The following is a 20,799-nucleotide window of genomic DNA, read 5'->3' as shown; positions in this document are numbered from 1 at the left end:
CTGCCGCGCGTGAGGGGTCGGACGGTCAGAGCGCGGCGAGCGCCTCGTCGACGTCGGCGACCAGATCGTCCACCGATTCGATGCCGACCGACAGGCGCACGATCGTGTCGGGCACCGCGAGTTCCGTGCCGCGGACGGATGCGTGGGTCATGGCATCCGGGTAGTTCACGAGCGACTCCACCCCGCCGAGCGATTCCGCCAGGGTGAACAGGCGCGTCGACTCCGCGAAGCGGCGGGCGGCGGCGGCGTCGGCGAGCTCGAGCGACACGATGCCGCCGAAGCCGCTCATCTGTCGCGCCGCCAGCTCGTGTCCGGGGTGCGCGGCGAGACCCGGGTAATAGACCTTCGCCACTCGACCGTGACCGGCGAGGTGCTCGGCGACGGCCTGCGCGTTCGAGCTGTGACGCTCCATGCGGATGCCGAGGGTCTTGATGCCGCGCGTTGTCAGGTACGCGTCGAACGGACCCGACACGGCACCCGCCGCGAACTGCAGGAACTGCGTCTTCTCGGCGAGGTCGGCGTCGGCGAAGGCGAGCGCCCCGCCCACGACGTCGCTGTGGCCACCCAGGTACTTGGTCGCCGAGTGCACGACGACGTCGGCGCCGAGCGCGATCGGACGCTGCAGGGCCGGCGACGCGAAGGTGTTGTCGACGACCACGATCGCCCCGGCGGCGTGTCCCAGGCGGGCGAGACCGGCGATGTCGGTGATGCGGAGCATCGGGTTGCTGGGCGTCTCGACCCACACCATCTTCGGCGCGCGCTGCTCGATGGCCGCGGTCACGGCATCCAGGTCGCTCATGTCGACCACGCGCAGCTTCACGCCCCACGGGCCGAGCACGCGGGCGAGCAGACGGTAGGTGCCGCCGTAGACGTCGTTGCCGAGCAGCACCTCGTCGCCCGGCACGAGGGCTGCACGCAGCAGCGCGTCCTCGCCGGCGAGACCGGACGAGAACGACAGCGCGCGCACGCCCCCCTCCAGCGCGGCGATCTGCGTCTCCAGCGCCGTGCGGGTCGGGTTGCCGCTGCGGCCGTACTCGTAGCCGTTCCGCAGGCCGCCGATGCCGTCCTGCGCGTAGGTGGTCGAGACGTGGATGGGCGGGATGACCGCTCCGGTGGTCTCGTCGGGCGCTTGACCTGCGTGTACGGCGAGGCTGTCGAAGCCGCGTGCGGCGTCGTGGGTGCTCATGCGGAGTGCTCCTGGGGGTTCGGGGGGATGACGGATGCCACGGGTGCAACGTCGTAGCCGCGCTCGGTCATCCAGTCGTCGTCGAAGATCTTGCTGAGATAGCCGCGGCCGTGGTCGGGCAGCACGACGACGACCACCGCGTCCGCGGGCAGGTCGCGGGCGACGCGGAGAGCCGCGACGACGGCCATGCCGCTGGAACCGCCGACGAGGAGACCTTCCTCGCGGGCGAGGCGGCGCGTCATCGCGAACGACTCGGCATCCGAGACGCGCTCGTACCCGTCGACGAGCGAGGGATCGAAGGCCGGCGGCCAGAAGTCCTCGCCGACGCCCTCGACGTCGTAGCCGTGGATGTCGTCGCCGGAGTAGATCGACCCGACCGGGTCGGCGCCGACGATGCGCACCGCGTCCCCCGCGACTTCGCGCAGGTACCGGCCGGTGCCGGTGATCGTGCCGCCCGTGCCGACGCCCGCGACGAAGTGCGTGAGGCGTCCCTCGGTGTCGCGCCACACCTCGGGACCGGTGGTCTCGTAGTGGCTGCGCGGACCGTTGGGGTTGGCGTACTGGTTCGGCTTGAACGCTCCGGGGATCTCCCGCACGAGCCGGTCGGACACGCTGTAGTACGAGTTCGGGTCGTCGGGCTCGACGTTCGTGGGGGTCACCACGACCTCGGCACCGTATGCCCGCAGCACCGCGCGCTTGTCCTCCGCGACCTTGTCGGGGACGACGAAGACGCATCGATACCCGCGCTGCTGGGCGACGAGCGCCAGACCCACTCCGGTGTTGCCGCTCGTGGGCTCGACGATGACACCGCCGGGGCGGAGCAGGCCGTCACGCTCGGCGGCGTCCACGATGTTGGCCGCGATGCGGTCTTTCGCCGAGCCGCCGGGGTTGAAATATTCGATCTTCGCGAGCACGGTGGCGGCGATGCCGTCGGTCACGCGGGTCAGACGGACGAGGGGGGTATTGCCGACGAGGTCGGCCACGCTCTGGGCGTAACGCACGGTGGAGTCCTGGGGTGAATGCGCCCGAGGGCGCGGCTGACGGGGTCGTCGAAGAGAACGCGGAGAGGCGTTCAGCGACAACAGCGACAGGTCAGCACGGGGTCAGCATACCCCCACCGGCGGGGGTCACGACACGGCACCGAGGAACTCCTCGAAACTCTGGGCCTTCCGGCCGGTCACGCGCTCGACGTCATCGGACACGACGGCGAGGTCACCGCTCGCGATGGCGGTGTACGTGCTGACCCACGCATCCACCTGCCAGCGCGGGGCGCCGAACGCCGCGCGCGACGCGTAGGCCTCCTCGACGCTCTCGTCGACGAAGCGCACCGGGTGACCGCGGACCGCGGGAGATCTTCGCCGCCACCTCGGTCATCGTCAGCGCCTCGGGACCGGTGAGGTCGTAGGCGATGTCGGCGTGGGCACCCGGATCGAGCAGCACCGAGACGGCAGTGGCGGCGACGTCGGAGCGGGAGACGAGCGAGCACCGCCCCTCACCCGCAGGGCCGCGGATCACCCCGTCGTCGCCGGCGAAGAGCTCCATCATGTCCATGTAGAAGTTGTCGCGGAGGAATGTCCACCGCATGCCCGACGCGCGGATGATGTCTTCGGTCGCGGCGTGATCGCGGCCCAGGGTGAACACGGCGTCGGGCGCCGCCGCGAGGAACGAGGTGTAGACGATCGACCCGACGCCGGCGCTCGCCGCCGCCTCGACGAAAGTGCGGTGGTGCTCCACCCGGTCCGCGGTCTCGGAGGCCGAGACCATGAAGAGCGTCTCCACCCCCTGCAACGCCGCGCGGGCGGCATCCGCGTCCGAGTAGCGGGCGACGTGCACGTCGGCACCGTCGAGGAGTGGCGCGCGCGACGCGTCGCGCACGAGAAGGCGCTGGGGGATGCCACGGGCGGCGAGGTCGCGGGCGACGCGACCCCCGACGGCTCCGGTGGATCCGGTGACGGCGATGACGGGCGGCGTGGGCATACGGCCTCCGGGGACGATCTGGCGGTGTCTCCAGCGTAAGCCGCCCCGTGCTCGTCAGGCTGTGAACGATTCAGGTCGCCGGAACGACCAGGCGTGCCACCCGGACGCGGACGTGCGAGGGCGTGTCGTCGCCACCCGCCCCGCGTGCGGCGGCCGCGACGGCGGTCGCGACCTCGGCGGCGTCATCCTGACGCGACACCCCGACGCAGACCGTGATGGTCCGGGCTCCCCCGGCGTCGTCGACGGCGGCGAGCGAGCCCTCGACCTCGGTGACGTGCTCGAATGCGCGGGCGACGACGGGACGGGCGGAGTAGACCTCGCGGACACCTTCCACCGCGGTCACGGCGAGATCGACGCGCGGTGCGAGTTCTGCGGCGGTGATGGCGGTCATTCGTTCTCTCCCTCGTCCATGTGCACATCGCCGACGGTGACGTCGACGCGCCCCACCTTGAGGTCGCCGTGGTGCTCGATGGCGGCGCGGATGCCGTGACGCATCTCGTCGACCGCGGCGGTCATGGCGCGACCGAAGCGCACGCTCACCGTGACGCGCACCTCGAGCGGTGCGTCGGGCTCGGGCTGGTTCAACCGCACGCGGCCGACCAGCAAGCCGTCGACGCCGTCTCCCACGGTGCGGATGAGCTCGTACAGTGCCCCCTCGGTGACGACGATCTCGGTGCCGTCGTCTGTGCGGGCGAGCGGGATGTCGCGGCCGGCGCGGAACTCGCGCATCACCTGCCGCATGATGCCGTCGTACCAGGACTCGGCGAGGGGCTCTGCTGCCTGCTCCTCGACGAGCTCGCGTGACAGGCGGCCCATCCGCTCCATGGATGCCAGGACGGCCTGGCATTCCGCGTTGCGTTCGATGGCGGGGACGCGGGGGATCCGCCCGCGGTCGAGGTAGGCGGAGAGGTCCTCGAGGGAGTACCCCGAGCCCCCGACGTCATCGCTGTGCGCGCTCATTCCGGTCACCTCCACTCCTGCATGCGTTCCAACACGGTCTTCCGGGCACGGGCGAGCCGCCCCCGCACGGTGGCCGCGGTCTCCCCGACCTCGACGGCGATCTCGTCGTAGCTGTGTCCGCCGACTTCGCGCAGCACCCAGACGACACGCAGCTCTTCGGGAAGCTCGCCGAGGACCTTCTTCAGGGCGTCCATCTGCGACGATGCCACAACCGAACGCTCGGGGTCGTCTTTCGCCGAGACCATCTGCTCGTCGATCTGCTCCGAGATCTTGCGGGCTCGCATCCGATCGGTGGCCTTGCGGGAGACGATCGTGGTGAGCCAGCTGCGCACCTTCTCCGGGTCGGTCAGGTCGGGCAGGCGCCGCCAGGCCGTGATGAGGGCCTCTTGGACGCAGTCGTCGGCGTCGGCGCGCGATCCGGTGAGCCGCGTCGCGAAGGCGACGAGGAAGGGGGCGTGTCGGCGCACGAGCACCCCGAAGGCCAGCTGATCGCCGTCGGCCGCCCGCGACGCGAGGAACGCGTCGGTGGCGGAGGACAAAGAGGGCATCACGGGTTCCTGTCAGCGAGTTCCGAGGCGTCGGTCCGTGACGTTTCGCGAACCCGGCTCGTCCTCATAGCGAAACACCCCGCACCGACCAGGGGCTCGGATCTTGACGGGAGGACTCCGCTCATGGCAAGGAACGATGGCACCCTCTCCCGCTCCGGCGCCGGCGGACCGTCATCGTCGACCCGGTCATGGCGAAGGTCGCCGGCCTCGCCGCGACCGAGGTCTCCGGCGTCCGCGCGCTCGGCGGCGACCCCGCTCGCTCTCCGCCGTCAACCCGCCGGACGGTGTCGGAGGTGAGCGCTATCTTCGACCTCGACCCTGAACAGAAGGATCCCCCATGCGCATCGCCCTCACCGGCTCGTCCGGCAAACTCGGCACCGTCGTCGCCCGCGAACTGCGCGCCGCCGGACACGACGTCATCGGACTCGACATCCACGGCGAGCGCGGGCCGGGATTCGTCCAGGTCGATCTCACCGACTACGGACAGGTGATCGACGCCCTCGCGGGTGTGAACGACCAGCACACGGGCTTCGACGCCGTCGTGCACCTGGGCGCGATCCCCGCCCCGGGCATCCGCTCCGACATCGCGACGTTCCACAACAACATGACGAGCACGTTCAACGTGTTCTGGGCGGCCGTCCGCCTCGGCATCCGCCGGATCGTCTACGCCTCCAGCGAGACGGTCCTCGGACTCCCCTTCGACGTTCCGCCGCCGTACATCCCCGTCGACGAGGAGTACGCTCCCCGACCCGAGTCCGTCTATTCCCTGGTGAAGACGCTCGAGGAGAACCTCGCGACCGAACTCGTGCGGTGGCATCCCGATCTGTCGATCACGGCCCTGCGCTTCTCAAACGTCATGGTGCCCGACGACTACGCGGAGTTCCCGTTCGACGCCGATGCGCGCACGCGCAAGTGGAACCTGTGGGGCTACATCGACGCCCGCGACGGCGCCCAGGCGGTCGAGCGTGCCCTCGACACCGCACCGGCGGGCTTCGACACGTTCATCATCGCCGCCGCCGACACCGTCATGACCCGCTCGAATGCCGACCTCGTCGCCGAGGTCTTCCCCGGCGTCGAGACCCGCGGCGAGCTGGGCGAGAACACGACGCTGCTGTCGATCGACAAGGCGCGGCGCGTGCTCGGTTTCGACCCGCAGCACTCGTGGCGCGACGAGCGCTGACCGCGACGGCCCACCAGACCCCGGCGCACGCCGTCCGACCGAGCCCCAGGGCACGTCGGTGATCGAGAAGGAGCACAGGATGCCGGACTCCCCCGCGAACGACCAACCGGTCATTCCGTTGCCCACGGCGAGAGAGAAGGAAGTCAGCTTCCTCGCGCGCAGCGGGGCCGTCGTCACCTTGCGCCTCATCGACACCGGCCGGTACGAACTCAAGCTCGACACCCGGGGCGACTACACGGCCGAGCTGCTGTTCGACGGCGAGACGTTCACGGTGCACCCGGCGCCGGGGGTCCACGCCCTCGGCGGCACCGGCCTGTCGGCGACGGACATCTACGAGGGGTTCTGACCGACGGCGCAAGCCCCGTGGGTCGAGCCGTGGCGAGGGTTTTGACTGGGTCCATCGACCCCCCGGGAGGAACACCGTGAGCGACGCGGACAGCTACGACATCGCCGTGATCGGCGCCGGACCGGCCGGCACGGCCGCAGCCCTCCGGGCGGCCGAGCTGGGCGCCTCAGTCGTCGTGCTCGAAGCGGGCCGGGTGGGCGGCACGTGCGTGAACACGGGGTGCGTGCCCACGCGGGTGCTGGCCAAGGCCGCGCGGCTCATGCGCGAGACGCGCTCGGCCGATGACTACGGGATCGTCGTCGATGAGCCGCGGGTCGACTGGTCGGCGGTGGTCTCACGCGTCCACGAGCGGGTGGATGCCGTGCGGTCGATCAAGCGGGAAGCGGAGCGTTTCGCCGCCGCGGGGATCGACCTGATCCACGAGGGGCGCGCGCGGTTCGCCGACGACCACACGCTCGTTCTCGACAGCGGCCGACGCGTGCGCGCGGAATCCATCCTGGTGTGCGTGGGCGGGCACTCCCGGCGCCTCCCGATCCCGGGCGCCGAGCTCGCCACCGTCCCCGAGGACGTCCTCTCGCTGACCGACCTCCCCCGCCGAGTGGCGGTGATCGGCGCCGGCAACACCGGCGCGCAGCTCGTCACCGTTTTCCGCTCCTTCGGGTCGGAGGTCACGCTGCTCGACGTGGCGCCGCGCGTGCTGATGGCATCCGATGCCCGCATCTCGACCGTGATCGCCGAGTCGTTCGTCCACCATGGCATCGACGTTCACACGGGAATCGAGACGGTCGAGCGCCTCGACGAACACGACGGCGCGATCCGCCTGACCTGGCGGGAGGGCGGCGACGCGCGCATCGTCGACGTCGACGTGGTCATCATGGCCACCGGCTGGCCCGCCGATGTCGACGACCTCGGGCTCGAGCGCGCCGGCGTCGAGGTGGAACGATCCGCGATCCCCGTCGACCGGTACTTCCGCACGATCGTGCCGCACATCCTCGCCGTCGGAGATGCGAACGGCCGCGACATGCTCGTGCAGGCCGCGCAGTTCGAGGGCGAGGCGGCGGCGGAGAACGCCGTGCTCGGCGCGAATCGCCGCACCCCCCATCACCTCCTGCCCGCCGGCGGGTTCACCGACCCCGATTACGCCGGTGTCGGACTCACCGAGGAGCAGGCCCGCGACCGCGACCCGTCCTGCGTCGTCGCCACCGTTCAGTTCGCCGACCTCGACCGCGCGGTGATCGACGACCGCGAGAGCGGGTTCCTCATGCTCATCGCCGACCGTCGTCGCGAGCTCGTCCTCGGAGCACACGCGGTGGGCGAGAACGCCGTGGAGGTGATCCAATCGGTCACGACGGCGATGGCGGCGGGGATCGATGTCGCCACTCTCGCCGGAGTGCGCTTCGCGTACCCCACCTACAGCGCCGTCATCGGTAATGCCGCGCGAGCATTGCTGCACGCGGATGCCCCCGCCCTGCTGGAGTGACGCGCTGACGTCCTGATCGCCTCCGGCACGGCCAGGTGCACGACACCGACGGCTCCGGCGCGGCCGCGGGTCTCTGGCATCCTGGACCCGTGTCGAGGATTCGAGGGGTCGCACTGCCCCCACGCAGTGCAACCCCTCGCCCGTCGCGGTCAGTCCCGAACATCTGTCGACGGGCATGCGGGTGTCGTCTCGAAGCCGGAGAGGACACCCACCCCCACCAGTGCTGTGTCCACCGGACTGCGTTCCTTACACGCGGTCCAAGACTGTTTTTCTCACGGCCGCGTGTAAGGATCGCCCCCGTTCCGACACAGCCCGTGTGCAGGTACGGAGACGCACGCCGGTGAGCGACGAATCGGAATTCGTGGCGCTCTTCCGCCTGCACTACAACGCCGTTCTCCGGTTCATCGAACGGCGCGTCTCCGATCGCGAGGTGGCCGCGGACCTCGCGATGGACTGCTTCGAAATCGCCTGGCGCAAGCGGGATCCGCGGGATCCGTTCGGACTGCCCTGGCTCTACCGCACAGCGCGGAATCTGATCGGCAACGAGTACCGACGACGTGAACGGGAGGGGGCCCTGTGGACGCACATCGAGGACCACGTGCGCGCCCTGTCGCACGAAGCGGAACCGGAGATGGCCGAACGCCTGCTGGAGATGGTCCGCGCGCTGCCCGAGCGCGATCGCGAAGTTCTCTGGCTCACCTATTGGGAGGACCTGTCCGCCGCCGACGTCTCCGTGGTGCTGGGAATGAGCGAGGGCGCGGTGTGGACGAGGTTGAACCGCCTGCGCGCCCGACTGCGCCCCCTGCTGCAGCGCACGGAGTCCGCCGCGGAGGAGGTGCGCGATGACCGACGATGACCTCCGTCGCGCGATGCGACGCCTCGACACCGCGACCACGCCGCTCGACGCTCCCCTTCCACTGGATGCCGAACGGCGCCTGCGCGAGATCGTGGGCCACCCCCGGGATCGCACGCGTCGGCGCACCGTCACCTGGGGCTCGGCGGCCGCTGCGGTCGTGCTGGTGCTCACGATCGTCACCGGAGTCATCTGGATGCCGGCACCCTCGGCATCCGCCCTGACACCGAAGCCCCTCGTCTACACGGCCGTCGCCGACGACGCCTCCCGGGTGATCGCCGACGCGCAGGAACGACTGGCCCGGTCGACGAGCCCGTTGTCACCGGAACGCCGCTCGCTCTCGCTGGGGTGGTACTTCAGCGGTTCACCCGATGACGCGGAAGCCACGGTCTTCCGCCGCGAGTGGGTGGATCTGCGGTGGAACGAGAACCTGTCGGGCTCGATCATCACGACAGCGGCGGAAGCGACCGATGCCGACGGCGACACCGTCCCCGCGGACGACCCGACTCCGGGCACCGTCGTGGGCGATCTGCAGTTCGTGCAGAACCAGTTCTCGCCCCTCGTCCGCACCCCTCCCGCACCGACCGCGGAAGCGATGCGCGCGATCATCCTCGCCTCGACGGGGGCGCCCGAACCGCTCGCGGCGGGTGACGTGATGCTGGGGGTGCGGTCGCTGCAGAGTGAATGGACGCTCACCGGGACGCAGCAAGCGGCGCTGCTCGACGTCGTCGCCGCCGCCCCGGGACTGCGCGTGCTCGGTACGACGGAAGACCGCCTCGGTCGCCCGGTCGTGGGGCTGGGCGGCATCGCGTCGGGGCCCGCCAACGCGGACGTGTCGTTGCTGATCTCCACCGAGACCGGCCGCATCGTGGGGTACGAGTCGGCCCTGACGGAAGACAACCCCAACCTCAAGCTCCCCGCCGGATCCATCACCGACTACATCCTGTGGGATGTGCGCGACAGGAAGGACGCACCGCAATGACCGTTCCCGAAGACCTTCACCCCGACATCGCCGCGGCCCTTGAGGAGGTCCCCGGCGGCGTCGTCATCGACGCCACCCACGCCCACTGGCCCGAGCTCGGCATGACCATGGACATCCCCACCGAGGAAGAGCGCGCCGTCGGGAGCTGCGCCACCGGCAACGTGTGCGCGTTCAATGGGACCGGACTGTCGGGCGCCCGCGTGTCGTGGTCCACGTGCGGCACGTATGCCCCGGGCATGACGGTGCGCTCCATCGCCAATGCCCGCTCCGCCGGCTACGCGCAGGCACGGTCGTCGTCGGGATCGGTACTGGCCACCGCGATCGCGGGGTCGTGGGCCAACGTGTCGGGCACCGTGTCGGACGTGCGCTGCGTGCCCTGATCGACCGCGCCCATCGGCGTTTCGCGGGCGGCGCGGGCCCCCGGGCTTTGGCCCGGGGGCCCGCCCCCGTTCGGCGAGAGCGTGGCGAATGCCTCGGGCTGCGGCCTGGGGCTCGCACCGCCCGGCGAGCGCGTGGCGCAGGCCCGGGCTGCGGCCTGGGGGCCCGCACCCGTTCAGCGAGAGCGTGGCACAGGCCCGGGCTGCGGCCTGGGGGCCCGCACCGCCCAGCGACCGCGTGGCACAGGCCCGGGCTGCGGCCTGGGGGCCCGCACCGCCCAGCGAGCGCGTGGCGCAGGCCCGGGCTGCGGCCTGGCGGCCCACCCCGTTCGGCGAGAGCGTGGCGAATGCCTCGGGCTGCGGCCTGCGGCCCACCCCCGTTGAGCGAGAGCATGGCGCATGCCCTGGGCTGCGACCGATGCTCGCACCGCCCGGCGTCCTCCGGGAAGCGGCACAATCGAGGTGTAGTGCTCGAACGGAGGGCTTATGAGCTACGCCACCCCCTTCGCCGACGAGGCGCAACCGATCTGTCCGGCCTGCGGCATCACCATGCACCCGCTGTTCGATGAGGGTGTTCCGGCCGACGAGTGCCGCGAGTGCGGTTTCCAGCTCGAGTGGCCGGAAGCGGATGCCGCGCGCGTCGGGGACGACGACGAACGGGACACGCGCTGGGACTGAGGGCGCTCCGTCCGCCTGAGCCGTGGGCAACGAAAAGGCCCCGGCGAGAACCGGGGCCGATCGGGGCAATCTGTAGCGGGAGCGGGGCTTGAACCCGCGACCTCACGATTATGAGTCGTGCGCTCTCACCAACTGAGCTACCCCGCCGCGACGGCATCCTGAAACCAGGATCTGGATGCCTTGAGCCCCGAGTCAGGATTGAACTGACGACCCCTTCCTTACCATGGAAGTGCTCTGCCACTGAGCTATCGGGGCGTACCCGGATCGCTCCGGGCAACTTGAAGAGGATATCAGACCACGACACCCTCTCACCAATCGAGTCAGCCTCCGGCGTGCTGGCGCAGCCAGGCGATCGGGTCGATCGGCGTCGTGCCGTTCTGCAGGATCTCGACGTGCGTGTGAGCACCGAAGGAGCGACCGGTGTTGCCGGTGCGACCCAGGAACTGACCGACCTTCACGTGCTGACCCTGCTGCACCTGCAGCGAGCCGTACTGCATGTGCCCGTAGCGGCTCGAGACGAGCTGGCCGTCGATCTGGTGGTCGATGAGCACGGTGACGCCGAAGGCGCCGCCCTGCTCGGTGGCGATGCGCACGGTGCCGTCGGCGATCGCCTGCACGGGCGCACCCTCACCGGGCACGAAGTCTGCGCCCTCGTGCATGCCGCCGTCGCGCATACCGAAGCCGTACGTGATCGGGACGCCGACCGCGAAGGGCCACTGGATGGGCGCCGTCGGGTCGTTGACGAAGAAGTTCGAGGGGTTGGAGATACCGGAGTCCGCGGCCATCTTCGCGTAGGTGGTGGCGCTGTAGCCGTCGGAACGGTCGACAACCGCCGACTGCGCGGCGGCGGGGGCCACGTAGGCCTGGATCGCGCCCTCGGATGCCGCGACGTCGCCCCCGACGGCCAGGCGGGTCGTGGCGGTCTCGGCGGTGGTGATGCTGTCGGTGCCACTGACCGATGCGAGCGCGCTGACGGGCATGGTCATGCCCACCGTGAGCAGGCCGACGACACCCATGACACCGACGGAGAACGACGTCGCCGCGATCCGGCGGGCGTTGCGGCGCGAGCCGGTCGGCGCCGCGACCGGAAGACCCTCGGCGACGGGCTTGGCGGCGGCGACGACGGCGGGCGCCTGGACGGCGGTCTCACCCGTGAACGCGAAGAGGCGTGCGGCGGAGGTGAACTCGTCGTCCTCGGGGTTCGCATCCGTCGCGGCGGGGTCCGTCTCGGCGGCGGGCTGCGCGGCGGGGTCCATCTCGGCGGCGGGCTGCGCGGCGGCATCCGCCTCGGCGGCGGGCTGCGGGGCGACGGGCTTCGCCTCGGCGGGCTGCGCGGCGGCATCCGCCTCGGCGGCGGGCTGCGCGGCGGCGGGCTTCGCCGCGGCGGGCTGCGGGGCGGCGGGCTGCGCCTCGGCGGGCTTCGCAGCGGCGGGCTTCGCCTCGGCGGGCTGGGCGGCGGCATCCACCTCAGCGGCGGGCTGCGGGGCGGCATCCACCTCGGCCGCGGGCTGCGCGGCGGCGGGCGCCGACGCTTCGAGGGCGAGGACCTCGGGCATCTCGGCAGAGTCGAGGATCACCGACTGCGGCGGACGCCGACGCGAGCGGCGCGACGAGACCGGCAGGGTGATGGGCGAGGTCGGCAGCGTGACGGGCGTGGTGGCGACGTCGCTGTCGGCGCTCTGCAGGATCACGGAGACGTCGTCGGAGGAGCGCTCGTCGACGACGGTGACCTCGAGAGCGTCGGAGGCGTCGCCCGCGGAGGGCGCGGCATCCGTTTCGGGCAGGGTGGGTTCGATGGTCGCGGCGATGACCGTTTCGAGGACTGCGGCGGCGACGCTCTCGAGGAGTTCGGGCTGCGCGGCGTTCGCGGCGTCGACCGGAGCCGGGTCGAGGGCCGTCAGAGGCCCCGCCTCGCTCGCGCCCAGGCGGCGCATCTCGGCGCGGGTCAGCCGCACGGCGGGCTCGGGGGCGGGGGCGGCGAGGGGGCGACGCGAACGCCGGGTCGGGGCGGGCTCAGTCGTGGGGGTGTCAGACGGCAACGCGCGGGGCTCTCGTGTCGTGTCGCACAGCGGCGACGGCTTCGGGCTTTAGGGCTTGGCCACTTCCGAGGTTCGGGTCACGGAAGATAACGAACTGGTAAACACCCTAGCCCTCGCCCGCTGAGAAAGCGATGAGCGGGGTCGATTCACCGGTCGTAATCAAGCAGGGGCTCCAGGCGCGAGAAGAACTCCGAGCCCGCCGCGATGACCATGCCGTTGCCGGGCCGCCCGCCGGGCGCACCGCCCACACGCCCCCCGGCCTCCTCGACCAGCAGGGCTCCGGCGGCGTGATCCCAGGGGTGAGTGCCGCGCTCGTAATAGGCGTCGACGCGTCCGGCGGCGACGGATGCCAGATCGAGCGACGCCGCGCCGATGCGCCGCACGTCGCGGGCGATCGGCATGACGCGCGACAGCTGCGCAAGCGCGGGGGCGTGCGTCTCGGGGTTGTAGCCGAAGCCCGTGGCGACGAGTCCACCCGCATCCCCCACCTCGCTGACGGAGAGCTGCTGGTCGCCCAACCACGCCCCGCCGCCGCGCGCGGCGCGGAAGAGCTCCCCCGTCACGGGGTTGAAGACCACGCCGGCGAGCGCCGTCCAGGTCGCCGTCTCGGCCGTACCCTCGACCGCCGCGATACTGATCGCCCACGCCGGGATGCCGTACGCGTAGTTGACGGTGCCGTCGATCGGGTCGACGACCCACGTGATCCCGCTCGTGCCCTCCTCGGCGCCGGACTCCTCGCCGAAGAATCCGTCATCCGGTCGCTCTCGGACCAGCTCAGCGCGGATGTAGGCCTCGACCTCGCGGTCGGCGGCGGTGACGATGTCGGCCGCGGCGGACTTGGTGGCGGCGACCGTCACCCCCTCGCGACGGCGACGGTGGGCCAGCTCACCGGCGTCTCGGGCGATGCGCGTGGCGAGGTCGAGCAGGTCGGCGGGAGAGGTCATGGCATCCACGCTACTGCGCCACCCCCTCCGAGAATTCCTCGCCGTCGTTAGCGTGGAGAACATGACAGCTTCGGATTCTCGCCGGTACGACGTCGTCATCGTGGGAGGAGGGCACAACGCCCTCGTCGCCGCGGCCTACCTCGCCCGCGCGGGGCGTCGGGTGGTGGTGATCGAGAGAACGGATGCCGTGGGCGGCGCCGCCGTGTCGGAACGTCCGTGGCCGGGAGTCGACGCGCGCCTGTCTCGCTACTCCTACCTCGTGAGCCTGCTGCCGCAGAAGATCATCGACGACCTGGGCCTGCGCATCGACCTGCGCCGCCGCCGGTACTCCTCCTACACGCCCGACCCCGCCGACCCGTCGCGCGGAATCCTCATCGACACCCAGGATGCCGAGGCGACGGCGGCGTCGTTCGCCCGCACGCTCGGCGACACCGACGAGGCGGACCGCTTCGCCGCGTTCGGCGAACGGCTCGCACCGCTGGGGCGCGCGGTGTTCCCCACAATGACCGAACCGCTGCCGACGGCCGACGAGCTCCGCGAGCGGGTGGGCGATGACGCGCTGTGGTCGGCGCTGACCGAACGCCCGCTCGGAGACCTGCTGCGCTCGTCGCTCGAGAGCGACCTCGCGCGCGGCATCGCCTTGACGGACGGGTTGATCGGCACCTTCGCCTCCTCGGACGACCCTTCTCTCGCGCAGAACAAGTGCTTCCTCTATCACGTCATCGGCGGCGAGACGGGGCACTGGGACGTCCCCGTCGGTGGCATGGGGGCGGTGACCGCGGAACTCGAGCGAGCCGCGCGCGAGGCCGGCGCAGACATCGTCACGGGAGTGGAGGTCATCTCGATCTCTCCCGACGGCGATGTGCACACCATGACCGATCGTTCCGAGGTGTTCCACGGCGGTCTGATCCTCAGCGGTGTCGGACGCGCGGTGCTCGACCGATTGCTCCTCGCCGGCGGCTCGACGTCCACGGGCGGGCCCGAGCCCGAGGGCGCGCAGGTCAAGGTCAACATGCTGCTCTCGCGCCTCCCCCGACTGCGCGACACGTCGGTCACCCCGGAAGCCGCCTTCTCCGGCACCTTCCACGTCAACGAGACGATGACCGAATTGGATGCCGCGTACGTGGCGGCATCCGGAGGGCTCATCCCCGAGCCGCTCCCCGTCGAGATCTACTGCCACTCGCTGACCGATCCATCGATCCTCGGGGAGGACTTGCGAGCATCGGGTGCGCAGACGCTGACGATGTTCGGACTGCAGGTGCCGCACCGGCTCATCGAGGACACCGACCCCGTCGCCGCGGGTGCTCGGCTGCTCGCCGCGGCGCAGGCGTCGCTGGATTCCGTGCTGGCCGAGCCCCTGCGGGACTGCATCCACCGCGCCCCCGACGGACGACTCTGCATCGAGGCGCGCACGACGAGCGATCTCGAGAAGTCGCTCAACATGATCGGCGGCGACATCTTCCACGGGACGTTGTCGTGGCCGTGGCTGTCGTCTGCGGCGTCGACCCCCGCCGAGCGGTGGGGTGTCGCGACCCCGCACTCGCGGGTGCTGCTGTGCGGGTCGAGCGCGCAGCGCGGCGGGGCCGTCAGCGGGATCGGCGGGCAGAACGCGGCGATGGCGGCGCTGGAGATCCTCGGCGGGTGAGGCGCGGCGCGGGGGCGGCGGTGCTGTCGGGGGTGCGGAGGTGGCGGCGGGATGCGGCGCGGCGGCGGAGTGAGGAGCGGGTGCGACAGCGGCACGGCGGGCACCGGCAATGACGCTGACGCGACGAAGCCGGCGAGAGCGCACCGGGTGAATTCGAGCGGGATGGAGGTGAAGATAACCCCGCTAATCGAACATAGTTTCTAAACTGGAACCATGACCGATCTCCGCTCTCCGGATGCCGCGCCCCCCGGTGAAGACGAGTCCGCTCGCCTGCGCGAGCTCGTCCAGCGGATCCGCGCCGGCACGACCGAGCTGGCGCGCGTGCACGCGGGGCTCATTCGCCACAGGGCGGCGGTCATGCAGATCGCGATGGAGCAGGTCACGCGGAGTCCATCCCGCAGCGCACGGGAGCGCGAACTCCCGGTGCGTTCGGTGGCGCTCGACATCGCCGCCGCGACGCAGACACACGACCTCACCGTGCAGAAAGAACTGGGCGAAGCGCACACGCTCATCGAGAAGTTCGCCGCGACGGTCGACGCCCTCGAGTCCGGACGCATCGGCATGCGGCACACGCAGGCGATTCTCGACACTGGCGCTGTGATCGACGACGACGACACCCGGCGGGGGTGGGAACAGGTCGTCCTGACGCGCGCCGAACGCGACTCCCCCGGCCGCACGCGGGCGTTCGCGCGGGAGTTGGCCGAGAGCGTGCAGCCGGTCGGCATGACCGCTCGACATGCGCGAGCCGCCGAAGAACGCGGGGTGAGCGTGCGAGACCTCGCGGACGGGATGGCCGAGCTGAGCGTCATCCTCCCCGCGACGGTCGCGTACGGCATTCGGGACCGGCTGCGGCGTCAGGCCGCGGCGATCCGTGCGGCATGCACGGTGACAGACGTCTCAGACACGCCCCAGCCGTCCTCCGCGTCCGGCGGCCCCCTCCTCGCCGCAGACCCGGCCGACACAGCGGAAGTCTCGCCCGCCGGCGGCACCACTCACGCAGATGCGCCTTCGGGTGTCGCAGCCCCCTCGACGCTCGACGGCACTGCCGGCGACACTGCCGGCGACACTGCCGGCGGCGCAGCCGACACGCGCGCGGTGCGCGATGAACGCACTCTGGCTCAGATCGGCGCCGACCTCTGCGCCGATCTTCTTCTCACCGGCGCGCCGACGATCGACCCGACAGACGACGCCACGTGCCCCGGCGGGCTGGGCGCGATCCGTGGGCAGGTGCAGATCACCGTTCCGGTGCTCACCCTGCTCGGGCGCACCGACGTGGGAGCGGCGCTCGCGGGACGCAGCCCCATCGATCCGTGCACCGCCCGGTGGCTCGCGGCACGCGCACCCGGTTGGGATCGTGTGATGTGCGACCCCGTCGCCGGCACCGTGCTCGAGGTCGACCGCTACAGCCCCACCGCGGCCCAGCGTCGATACCTCGCCGCGCGCGACCAGCATTGCCGAGCCCCCGGATGCCGTGCACCCTTGACGCGATGCCAGATCGATCACAATCACGAAGCGCAGGACGGTGGGGCGACGACGCTGTCGAACCTTGCTCACCTCTGCGTTCGACATCACACGCTCAAGACGGAGACCGCCTGGACCGTCTCGCAGCAACCCGACGGCACCCTCAGGTTCACCAGCCCGCTCGGCCAGAAAATCGAAGAGGCGCCGCCCCCACGCGTCTTGTTCCTTCCCGACGGCGGCGACGCGGGCCACAGCGCCAGATCGGATCCTCCGCCCTTCTGAGTGGCGACGCTGCCGGAGCGTCCGCGTCAGGGAGCATTCCGGGTACGACAACCTCTCGGCGATGGGAGATTTCCGAATGGATGTGGCGAATTCGACCCGGGTCATTTTCATCGGCGGCCGATCCGGCGTCGGCAAGACGACCGTCGCGGCTGTCGCATCGCGCTTGTTGGCCGAGCGGAACGTGCGGCACGCCGTTATCGAGGGCGACAATCTCGACCATGCCCACCCTGAACCATGGCGTGCAGGCATCCACCTGGCGGAGCAGAATCTGGCAGCGATCTGGCGGAACTACCGTCGCGCAGGTTACGACCGACTGCTCTTCACGAACACCGTCAGCGTGGCGCAAGTCGATGGCTTGAGCCGAGCCCTCGGCGGAGACGTCGAGGCGAAAGCAGTCCTCCTGACGGCAGACGATGCCACCGTGGGTGACCGGCTTCGCCGTCGCGAGTTCGGACCTGCGGTCGAGGAGCACCTCTCACGAAGCCGACGCGCGGCCGACGAGCTCGACGCCCTCGACATCGCCATCCGCATCGCCACCGACGGCCGCACACCGACCGACATCGCGCGCCAGCTCCTCGCCGCAGCGGAATGGCTCGACGGCTGATCACGCGAAAGCACCGCGCGAACCGCGCCGTGTCACACAGCGGCGACCGGCTGCTGCAGTTCAGTGACCCAGTCAGCCTGATCGTCGGAGACGGCCCGCACGTACAGCTCTCGGCACGGGCCGGACGGCACGAGCCCGCGGTCGAGGATCTGCGCGTGGACGGACTGCCAGCTCTCGCCGATCCGCTCCATCGACCCCAGATGGATGCCGCATATCGCCACCTCGACGGCGGGGAGCTCGACGATCTCGATCCCGTCCTGTGCCCCACCGGAGTACAGGTATCCCGCGAGCACCTCCGTCCCGTCCTCGCGAGCGGCGTACTGCGCGATGGGCGTGTCGAGAGCGCCCGTCTGCGCACCGATGACGGCGGCGACGGCGTCGAAGGTCGGTCCGACGACATCCGCCATCTCGGCACCGTCCGCAGCCAGTCGACGCCGGGCCGCAAGGCGAACCGCGGGCAGCGATTTCTGGACGATCTCGATCTCTCGCATGTGCTGCTCTCTCTCGATGAGGTGAAGACGTCGCTCCACATCGACGAGCCGCGCGGCCGCGATCCGGTGCTCGCGCTCGACCTCGATGCGACGCTCGCGGAGCAGAAGGGTGATGCGATCGGCATCCACCCCCTGGTCCAGAATCGACGCGACATCGTCGAGACCGAAGCCGAGCTGCCGCAGCGCCACGATCCGATGCAGCCTGGCCAGCTGCGAGGGATCGTACGAGCGGTAGCCGCTGCGCTCGTCCACGTGGGCGGGAACGAGCAGTCCGGCGGTGTCCCAGTGCCGCAGCATGCGGTGGGTCACCTGACCGATCTGCGCGAACGCCCCGATGGACAACATGCTTCTTTTCTCTTCCCTCACACCGTGTCAGGGTCAAGCAGCGGCGCTCGCACGCGACGCCGGGTCCGAGTCGCTGAGGGCTCGCACGACGCCGATGATCTGGGCGACGGCATCCATCAACATCGGAGTCGACGGCTCGGCGTAACCGAGCACGATCCCGGCGGGCAGATCGACGGCGGTACCCGGAACCGCGTACCCCGAGAGCGGCGACACCATGATGCCGCGGTCGGCGAGCGCGTCGACCACCGCAGCCTCGTCCTCCGGTGAGGCGTGTGCGAGCAGCATCACCGCATGGAGTCCCCCGTCGGTGCCGGTCAGCGTCACGCCGTCGACCTCGGCGAAGGCCTCGAGCAGCAGGCGACGCCGGTGGCGATAGTCGCGTCTGCGCCGCGCGGTGTGGCGGGCCAGAGCGCCCTCGGCGAGATAGAGGGCGAGCGCCTGCTGCTGTACCTGCGAGACGGGTGGATCCAGATCCGTGCGGGCGTCGACGATCCGCGCGCGCAGAGCGCCGGTCGCCACGATCCATCCGCACCGCAACGAGGGACTGAGCACCTTCGACAGGGTGCCGATGGACACCACGTTCACCGGGTCGAGCAGATGCAGCGGAGGCAGGGGAACCCGCCCGTGCGGGAATTCGCTGTCGTAGTCGTCTTCGACGACGACCGTCTGGCTGCGTGCGGCCCAGTCGAGCAGACGCGAGCGGGTCGCGGCATCCCACCGACTGCCGAGCGGGTAGTGGTGCTGCGGGGTCACGATCAGGGCGTCGAGATCGTCGTGCGCCTCGACAGCGTCGAGATCGAAGCCCGAGCCGAGCCGCACGGGGATCGGCACGCCCTCCGCGCCGAGGCGCGCGAGCAGGCGGCGCACGCGCGGGTATCCGGGGTTCTCGATCCCCACGCGGAGGCGCGGGCCGCGCGGAGTGAGCGCGAGCATCGTCAGCAGCAGCGCGTCGCTCGTACCCGCGGTGACGATCACGTCGTCCGGCGCGACGTCGAGACCCCGGGTGCGCCCGAGGTGCGCCGCGATGGCCTCCCTCAGGGAGGGGTCGCCCGTGACGCTGCTCGTATCCGCCGCGATATCGAGCGCGCTCGCGCGACGCCAGGCCGATTTCCACGCGGCATCGACCATGCCCGCCGTGCCGGGGCGCCCCGGGCGCAGGTCGACGACCGGCGCGCCGGAGCCGAGCTGCGACGAGGGCGCGGCAGCCGGTGCCGCCGCCGCCGGGCGTGCCATCTCGGCGACAATCGTGCCTCCGCCCGACCGGGCGACGAGGTAGCCCTCCCCGATCAGGATGTCGTAGGCGGTGACCACGGTGCCCCGCGCGAGCCCGAGGTCGGCGGCCAGGGCGCGCGTCGACGGGACGATGTCGCCACTGCGCACGCGACCCGCGAGCACGGCCGCGCGGATGCCGTGCGCGAGCTGCTCGTGCAGCGGTGCGGCCGCGCCGCGATCCAGGATGCCGACGTCGATCACGGGAACGATCCTGTCACTGGTCCACCGCGAATGCACAGAATCGGTCTAGGCGATGGACCACTCGACGTCCTGGAATGGCTTCATGACCGATCTGCCACGCACTCAACTGGCTCCGACCACGCCGCCTCCCGCTGACCTGCCCCTCACCGACCTCACCCGCGTCCGCCGCGGTGCCCACCATCAGCGCACCGATCGCGCCGCCCTCTACGACGTCATCGACAGCGCCCTGTACGCGACCCTCGCGATCGTCCGCAACGGTCGCCCGGTCGCCCTGCCGGTGGGCATCGGTCGCGACGGCGACGATCTGCTCGTCCACGGCTCGACGGGCAGCGACTTCTTCCGCCGTATCGCGGCGGGCGCGCCCGTGAGCCTCACGATCACCCACCTGATGGGTCTGAAGTACGCCCGTTCGCTGTTCGACAGCTCGATGCGGTACCGGTGCGCGGTCGTGCACGCCGTGGCATCCGTCGTCCCGCCCGCCGAGAAGGAGGCCGCGTTGCTCACTCTGTCGGAGCACCTCATGCCGGGGCGGAGCGCCGACGTACGCCCGATGACCGTGAAAGAGATCGCGGCGACCATGGTGCTGCGTATCCCGCTCGCCGAGGCGAGCGTCAAGGACAACGCGGGATCCCTCGTCGAGGTCGACGACGACGGAGAGGACCGGTCGGTGTGGGCCGGGATGCTGCCGCTGCGCACGAAGGTCGGCGAGCCCGTCACCTCGCCCCAGACGGCGGCCGGGACGCCAGTTCCGGCTTCGGTGCGACTCGCGGCCGAACGGCTCGCGGCGACGGGCGCGATCTGACCCGGCCCGGCACGACCGGGGCCCCGGCCCGTGACGGCACACGTCCTGCACGAACACCCGAGCCGCCCTCTCGAGCTGCCACACACTCCGACGCAACCGCCCTCGGTGTCCCGCGACGCGTCCGCCCAGACGTTCCTGCCGGAGGT

General features: G+C 71.0%; 20 protein-coding genes, 2 tRNA genes and 1 pseudogene. 11 read left to right on the top strand and 12 right to left on the bottom strand.

Features of this window, described 5'->3' with window-relative positions; all coding sequences use genetic code 11:
• Nucleotides 1–25 precede the first annotated feature (25 nt).
• The 6 genes and pseudogenes from QE392_RS07735 to QE392_RS07710 all read right to left on the bottom strand — a co-directional run bounded on the left by QE392_RS07735 (nucleotide 26) and on the right by QE392_RS07710 (nucleotide 4,671).
• The gene (locus QE392_RS07735; RefSeq protein ID WP_307450329.1) at nucleotides 26–1,186 is read right to left on the bottom strand and encodes a cystathionine gamma-synthase; all 1,161 of its coding nucleotides are present in this window, start codon (nucleotides 1,184–1,186) and stop codon (nucleotides 26–28) included.
• Complete coding sequence (locus QE392_RS07730) at nucleotides 1,183–2,187, bottom strand: pyridoxal-phosphate dependent enzyme (RefSeq protein WP_307450327.1); 1,005 nt, start codon at nucleotides 2,185–2,187, stop codon at nucleotides 1,183–1,185. Before QE392_RS07730 ends, QE392_RS07735 begins: the two co-directional genes overlap by 4 nt.
• 126 nt (nucleotides 2,188–2,313) lie before the next feature.
• Nucleotides 2,314–3,163, bottom strand: a pseudogene (locus QE392_RS07725) (SDR family oxidoreductase).
• 70 nt (nucleotides 3,164–3,233) lie between these two features.
• Nucleotides 3,234–3,554: a hypothetical protein gene (locus QE392_RS07720; RefSeq protein WP_307450325.1), complete on the bottom strand. Its 321-nt coding sequence runs from the start codon at nucleotides 3,552–3,554 to the stop codon at nucleotides 3,234–3,236.
• Entirely contained in the window at nucleotides 3,551–4,123 is a 573-nt protein-coding gene (locus QE392_RS07715; protein WP_307450322.1) for an Asp23/Gls24 family envelope stress response protein, read from the bottom strand. Before QE392_RS07715 ends, QE392_RS07720 begins: the two co-directional genes overlap by 4 nt.
• 5 nt (nucleotides 4,124–4,128) lie before the next feature.
• Nucleotides 4,129–4,671 carry an RNA polymerase sigma factor gene (locus tag QE392_RS07710; protein WP_307450320.1) on the bottom strand — a complete coding sequence of 181 codons (543 nt, stop codon included), beginning with the start codon at nucleotides 4,669–4,671 and terminating at the stop codon, nucleotides 4,129–4,131.
• A 337-nt stretch (nucleotides 4,672–5,008) separates the two neighbouring features.
• Between QE392_RS07710 and QE392_RS07700 the strand changes: the two genes are divergently transcribed.
• From QE392_RS07700 to QE392_RS07670, 7 genes are all read left to right on the top strand, one after another.
• The gene (locus QE392_RS07700; RefSeq protein WP_307450318.1) at nucleotides 5,009–5,851 is read left to right on the top strand and encodes an NAD-dependent epimerase/dehydratase family protein; all 843 of its coding nucleotides are present in this window, start codon (nucleotides 5,009–5,011) and stop codon (nucleotides 5,849–5,851) included.
• A 79-nt stretch (nucleotides 5,852–5,930) separates the two neighbouring features.
• Nucleotides 5,931–6,197: a hypothetical protein gene (locus QE392_RS07695; RefSeq protein ID WP_307450316.1), complete on the top strand. Its 267-nt coding sequence runs from the start codon at nucleotides 5,931–5,933 to the stop codon at nucleotides 6,195–6,197.
• 76 nt (nucleotides 6,198–6,273) lie between these two features.
• Nucleotides 6,274–7,677, top strand: coding sequence for a dihydrolipoyl dehydrogenase family protein (locus tag QE392_RS07690; protein ID WP_307450313.1), 1,404 nt, complete (start codon nucleotides 6,274–6,276; stop codon nucleotides 7,675–7,677).
• Between the two features lie 340 nt (nucleotides 7,678–8,017).
• Nucleotides 8,018–8,533: an RNA polymerase sigma factor gene (locus QE392_RS07685; RefSeq protein ID WP_307450311.1), complete on the top strand. Its 516-nt coding sequence runs from the start codon at nucleotides 8,018–8,020 to the stop codon at nucleotides 8,531–8,533.
• Nucleotides 8,520–9,512 carry a hypothetical protein gene (locus QE392_RS07680; RefSeq protein WP_307450309.1) on the top strand — a complete coding sequence of 331 codons (993 nt, stop codon included), beginning with the start codon at nucleotides 8,520–8,522 and terminating at the stop codon, nucleotides 9,510–9,512. The genes QE392_RS07685 and QE392_RS07680 overlap by 14 nt, the downstream gene beginning before the upstream one ends.
• Complete coding sequence (locus QE392_RS07675; RefSeq protein WP_307450307.1) at nucleotides 9,509–9,892, top strand: hypothetical protein; 384 nt, start codon at nucleotides 9,509–9,511, stop codon at nucleotides 9,890–9,892. Before QE392_RS07680 ends, QE392_RS07675 begins: the two co-directional genes overlap by 4 nt.
• Nucleotides 9,893–10,375: 483 nt before the next feature.
• Nucleotides 10,376–10,567 carry a TFIIB-type zinc ribbon-containing protein gene (locus QE392_RS07670; RefSeq protein WP_307450305.1) on the top strand — a complete coding sequence of 64 codons (192 nt, stop codon included), beginning with the start codon at nucleotides 10,376–10,378 and terminating at the stop codon, nucleotides 10,565–10,567.
• Between the two features lie 73 nt (nucleotides 10,568–10,640).
• Here QE392_RS07670 and QE392_RS07665 read toward each other — a convergent pair.
• From QE392_RS07665 to QE392_RS07650, 4 genes are all read right to left on the bottom strand, one after another.
• Nucleotides 10,641–10,714 (bottom strand) — tRNA-Met (locus tag QE392_RS07665).
• A 36-nt stretch (nucleotides 10,715–10,750) separates the two neighbouring features.
• Nucleotides 10,751–10,822: transfer RNA gene (locus QE392_RS07660), tRNA-Thr, on the bottom strand.
• Between the two features lie 65 nt (nucleotides 10,823–10,887).
• The gene (locus tag QE392_RS07655; protein WP_307450304.1) at nucleotides 10,888–12,606 is read right to left on the bottom strand and encodes a M23 family metallopeptidase; all 1,719 of its coding nucleotides are present in this window, start codon (nucleotides 12,604–12,606) and stop codon (nucleotides 10,888–10,890) included.
• Nucleotides 12,607–12,752: 146 nt separating this feature from the next.
• Nucleotides 12,753–13,550 carry an inositol monophosphatase family protein gene (locus tag QE392_RS07650; RefSeq protein WP_307450302.1) on the bottom strand — a complete coding sequence of 266 codons (798 nt, stop codon included), beginning with the start codon at nucleotides 13,548–13,550 and terminating at the stop codon, nucleotides 12,753–12,755.
• A 61-nt stretch (nucleotides 13,551–13,611) separates the two neighbouring features.
• On the opposite strand from QE392_RS07650, the gene QE392_RS07645 reads away from it, so the two are divergent.
• The 3 genes from QE392_RS07645 (at nucleotide 13,612) to QE392_RS07635 (ending at nucleotide 17,542) form a co-directional block, all read left to right on the top strand.
• Nucleotides 13,612–15,195 (top strand): phytoene desaturase family protein, encoded by a 1,584-nt coding sequence (locus tag QE392_RS07645; RefSeq protein WP_307450301.1) that lies wholly within the window; start codon nucleotides 13,612–13,614, stop codon nucleotides 15,193–15,195.
• Nucleotides 15,196–15,408: 213 nt separating this feature from the next.
• Nucleotides 15,409–16,938, top strand: a complete 1,530-nt coding sequence (locus QE392_RS07640; protein ID WP_307450298.1) for an HNH endonuclease — start codon at nucleotides 15,409–15,411, stop codon at nucleotides 16,936–16,938.
• A gap of 61 nt (nucleotides 16,939–16,999) precedes the next feature.
• Nucleotides 17,000–17,542 carry an AAA family ATPase gene (locus QE392_RS07635; RefSeq protein WP_307450296.1) on the top strand — a complete coding sequence of 181 codons (543 nt, stop codon included), beginning with the start codon at nucleotides 17,000–17,002 and terminating at the stop codon, nucleotides 17,540–17,542.
• 32 nt (nucleotides 17,543–17,574) lie between these two features.
• Here the strand turns inward: QE392_RS07635 and QE392_RS07630 are convergent, their stop codons facing one another.
• Both QE392_RS07630 and pdxR read right to left on the bottom strand, forming a co-directional pair.
• Nucleotides 17,575–18,378 (bottom strand): MerR family transcriptional regulator, encoded by an 804-nt coding sequence (locus QE392_RS07630; RefSeq protein ID WP_307450294.1) that lies wholly within the window; start codon nucleotides 18,376–18,378, stop codon nucleotides 17,575–17,577.
• A gap of 33 nt (nucleotides 18,379–18,411) precedes the next feature.
• Nucleotides 18,412–19,851 carry a MocR-like pyridoxine biosynthesis transcription factor PdxR gene (pdxR, locus tag QE392_RS07625; RefSeq protein ID WP_307450291.1) on the bottom strand — a complete coding sequence of 480 codons (1,440 nt, stop codon included), beginning with the start codon at nucleotides 19,849–19,851 and terminating at the stop codon, nucleotides 18,412–18,414.
• 82 nt (nucleotides 19,852–19,933) lie between these two features.
• On the opposite strand from pdxR, the gene QE392_RS07620 reads away from it, so the two are divergent.
• Nucleotides 19,934–20,653 (top strand): pyridoxamine 5'-phosphate oxidase family protein, encoded by a 720-nt coding sequence (locus QE392_RS07620; RefSeq protein ID WP_307450289.1) that lies wholly within the window; start codon nucleotides 19,934–19,936, stop codon nucleotides 20,651–20,653.
• Nucleotides 20,654–20,799: the final 146 nt, after the last annotated feature.

It is taken from the genome of Microbacterium proteolyticum, from assembly GCF_030818075.1.
GTDB classification, from domain to species: domain Bacteria; phylum Actinomycetota; class Actinomycetes; order Actinomycetales; family Microbacteriaceae; genus Microbacterium; species Microbacterium proteolyticum_A.
The sequence above is the reverse complement of the archived record's forward strand: the minus strand, read 5'-3'. Positions and strand labels throughout refer to the sequence as shown.